The organism is Pseudomonas sp. SDO5532_S415, assembly GCF_054071155.1.
Genome location: NZ_JBSVWS010000317.1, coordinates 1 through 3,017 on the forward strand (window position 1 = coordinate 1; position 3,017 = coordinate 3,017).

Here is a 3,017-nt window from a genome sequence, read left to right on the forward strand (position 1 = left end):
TGGATCTACGCCAGGCATAAAGACTGTGTTCGCTGAAGATCCCTTGTGGGAGCGAGCCTGCTCGCGAAGCAGGCGACTCGGTCTCCCGAGTCGCCACCCGTGTTTACTCCAGCGCCGAAGCCGGGCCGAAGAACTCGTAACGGCTCTGCTTTTCAGGCACACCCAGCGCCTTGAGGTGACGCTTGATCGCTGCCATGAAGCCCTTCGGCCCCAGGAAGTAAGCGTCCACATCGCGCTCTGCGGGCAACCACTCACCCAACTGCTCCTGGTTCAACAACCCGACCTTGTCGGCCGCCGGGCTGACACCGTCGTCTTCGGCGTAGCAGTAGAAGCGCTTGAGTTGCGGGTGACGCTCGGCCAGGCCGTCGATCCAGTCGCGGAAAGCGTGAACGCTGCCGTTGCGGGCGCAGTGGATGAAGTGCACCGGGCGCTCGGTTTCCAGCGCCGCTTCAAGCATCGCCAGGGTCGGGGTGATGCCGACGCCGCCGCTGATCAGTACCAGTGGTTTGTCGCTGGCGGTCAGGGTGAACTCGCCCGATGGCGGGAACAGCTGGATACTTGAACCCACATGCAATTGATCGTGCAGGTGGTTGGAAGCGCGACCGCCGGTTTCACGCTTGACGCTGATGCGGTACTGGCCTTTGTTTGCCAGAGCCGACAGCGAGTAGTTACGACGAATCTCTTCGCCATCAAGGATCAGTTTCATGCCGATGTACTGGCCCGGCTCTGCCGCCAGAATCAAGCCTTTGTCCACCGGTTCGAAGTAGAACGAAGTGATTTCCGCGCTTTCCTCAACCTTGGCCGCCACGATGAATTCCCGCGCCCCGCGCCAGCCGCCCGGAGCCTGTTCCTTCTGGTCGTAGATGCTGGTTTCGGCACCGATCAGGATGTCCGCCAGTTGACCGTAAGCCGCACCCCACGCCGCGATCACTTCCGGTGTGGCGATTTCTTCGCCCAGGACTTCAGCGATCGCGCGCAGCAGGCAGGTGCCGACAATCGGGTAATGCTCCGGCAGAATCTGCAGGGCCACGTGCTTATTGATGATCTTCGCCACCAGGTCGCCCAACTGATCGAGCTGGTCGATGTGGCGTGCATACATCAATACACCGTTGGCCAAGGCGCGCGGTTGGTCACCGGTGGCCTGGTGGGCCTGGTTGAACAGTGGGCGAACTTCCGGGTACTCGGACAACATCATCCGGTAGAAATGCGTGATCAGGGCTTCACCACCGCTTTCCAGCAGAGGCACAGTGGATTTGACGATGGCACGGTCTTGGACGCTAAGCATAAAGTGACTCCTGAGCAACGAGGGTTTCTTAACTGTTGCCTTATGCTTATCAGGTTCCGTGCCAACATTAATTTTCATGTAAATCAACAGCTTAACAACACGATAGTCATAACGACACATTTTGATTTATAGTCACACCGACTACACGGAGTCACTATGACTGCAAAATCCCTGCTTACCGCCCTGTTGCCACTGGTCTCGGACCTGTCCCGCGAACTCCCCGAAGGCGAGCGCTACAGACGCCTGCTCGAAGCCATGCGCGCCCTGCTGCCCTGCGATGCAGCCGCCCTGCTGCGCCTCGATGGCGAATGGCTGGTGCCGCTGGCCGTTGACGGGTTGAGTACTGACACCCTCGGCCGACGCTTCAAGGTCAGCGAACACCCGCGCTTCGAAGCATTGCTCAGCAGCCACGGCCCGACCCGCTTCGCCGCCGACAGCGACATGCCCGACCCTTATGACGGCCTGGTCGATGGGCTCGATGACCATCTGGAAGTCCATGACTGCATGGGCTGTCCGCTCTTTATCGACGAGCGGCCATGGGGCCTGTTGACCCTCGACGCCCTCAATCCGGAGCAGTTTGAACCGATCGAACTGGACGCCCTGGAAGCCTTCGCCAGCCTCGCCGCCGCCACGGTCAATGCCGCCGAGCGCATCGAACGCCTGAACAATCGCGTCGAAGATGAACACCAGCGCGCCGAGGTGTACCGCCAGGCCAGCGGTCAGCAGAACCGTGAAATGATCGGCCAGAGCAAGGCGCATAAACGCCTGGTGGAAGAAATCAATCTGGTGGGCGGAAGCGATCTGACCGTGCTGATCACCGGAGAAACCGGGGTCGGTAAGGAGCTGGTGGCCCAGGCCATCCACGCCGCCTCGCCCCGGGCCGACAAGCCGATCATCAGCCTCAACTGCGCCGCGCTGCCCGACACGCTGGTGGAGAGCGAGTTGTTCGGCCACGTACGCGGCGCCTTTACCGGGGCGATGAACGATCGGCGCGGCAAGTTCGAACTGGCCAATGGCGGCACACTGTTTCTTGATGAAGTCGGCGAGCTGTCGCTGACAGTCCAGGCCAAATTGCTGCGCGTACTGCAAAGCGGTCAGCTGCAGCGCCTGGGTTCGGACAAGGAACATCAGGTCGATGTGCGGCTGATCGCGGCGACCAACCGCGACCTGGCCGAAGAAGTGCGCAGCGGTCGCTATCGTGCCGACTTCTACCATCGCCTCAGCGTTTACCCATTGCTCGTACCAGCCCTGCGTGATCGTGGCCGCGACGTGCTGCTGCTCAGTGGTTACTTCCTGGAGCAAAACCGCTCGCGCATGGGCCTCAACAGCCTGCGCCTGAACAGCGACGCCCAGGTGGCGTTGCTCGCCTACGACTGGCCGGGCAACGTGCGGGAGCTGGAACACTTGATAGGCCGTAGCGCCTTGAAAGCCTTGGGTAACTGCAAGGAACGACCGAAAATCCTCAGTTTGAGCGCTGTCGATCTGGACCTGCCCAGCGGCAGTGTTGAAATCACCGCCGAGCAACCGGCCGCGACCGCTGTGGCGTTGGTGACCGGAGATTTGCGCGAGGCCACCGAAAATTATCAGCGCCAGTTGATCGGCGCGTGCCTGGAACGGCACAACCACAATTGGGCCAGTGCGGCGCGGGAGTTGGGGCTGGACCGGGCGAATCTTGGGCGGATGGCCAAAAGGTTAGGGATGAAGTGAGGGCCTCTTCGCGAGCAGGCTCGCT

The 3,017-nt window shown here is 61.2% G+C and carries 2 protein-coding genes; one reads left to right on the top strand and one right to left on the bottom strand.

What is annotated here, in order from left to right:
- Positions 1-103 precede the first annotated feature (103 nt).
- Complete coding sequence (hmpA, locus tag ACW9HW_RS29660) at positions 104-1,285, bottom strand: NO-inducible flavohemoprotein (protein WP_457402887.1); 1,182 nt, start codon at positions 1,283-1,285, stop codon at positions 104-106.
- 156 nt (positions 1,286-1,441) lie between these two features.
- On the opposite strand from hmpA, the gene norR reads away from it, so the two are divergent.
- Positions 1,442-2,992 (top strand): nitric oxide reductase transcriptional regulator NorR, encoded by a 1,551-nt coding sequence (gene norR, locus ACW9HW_RS29665; protein ID WP_095193833.1) that lies wholly within the window; start codon positions 1,442-1,444, stop codon positions 2,990-2,992.
- The last annotated feature ends 25 nt before the right edge of the window (positions 2,993-3,017 follow it).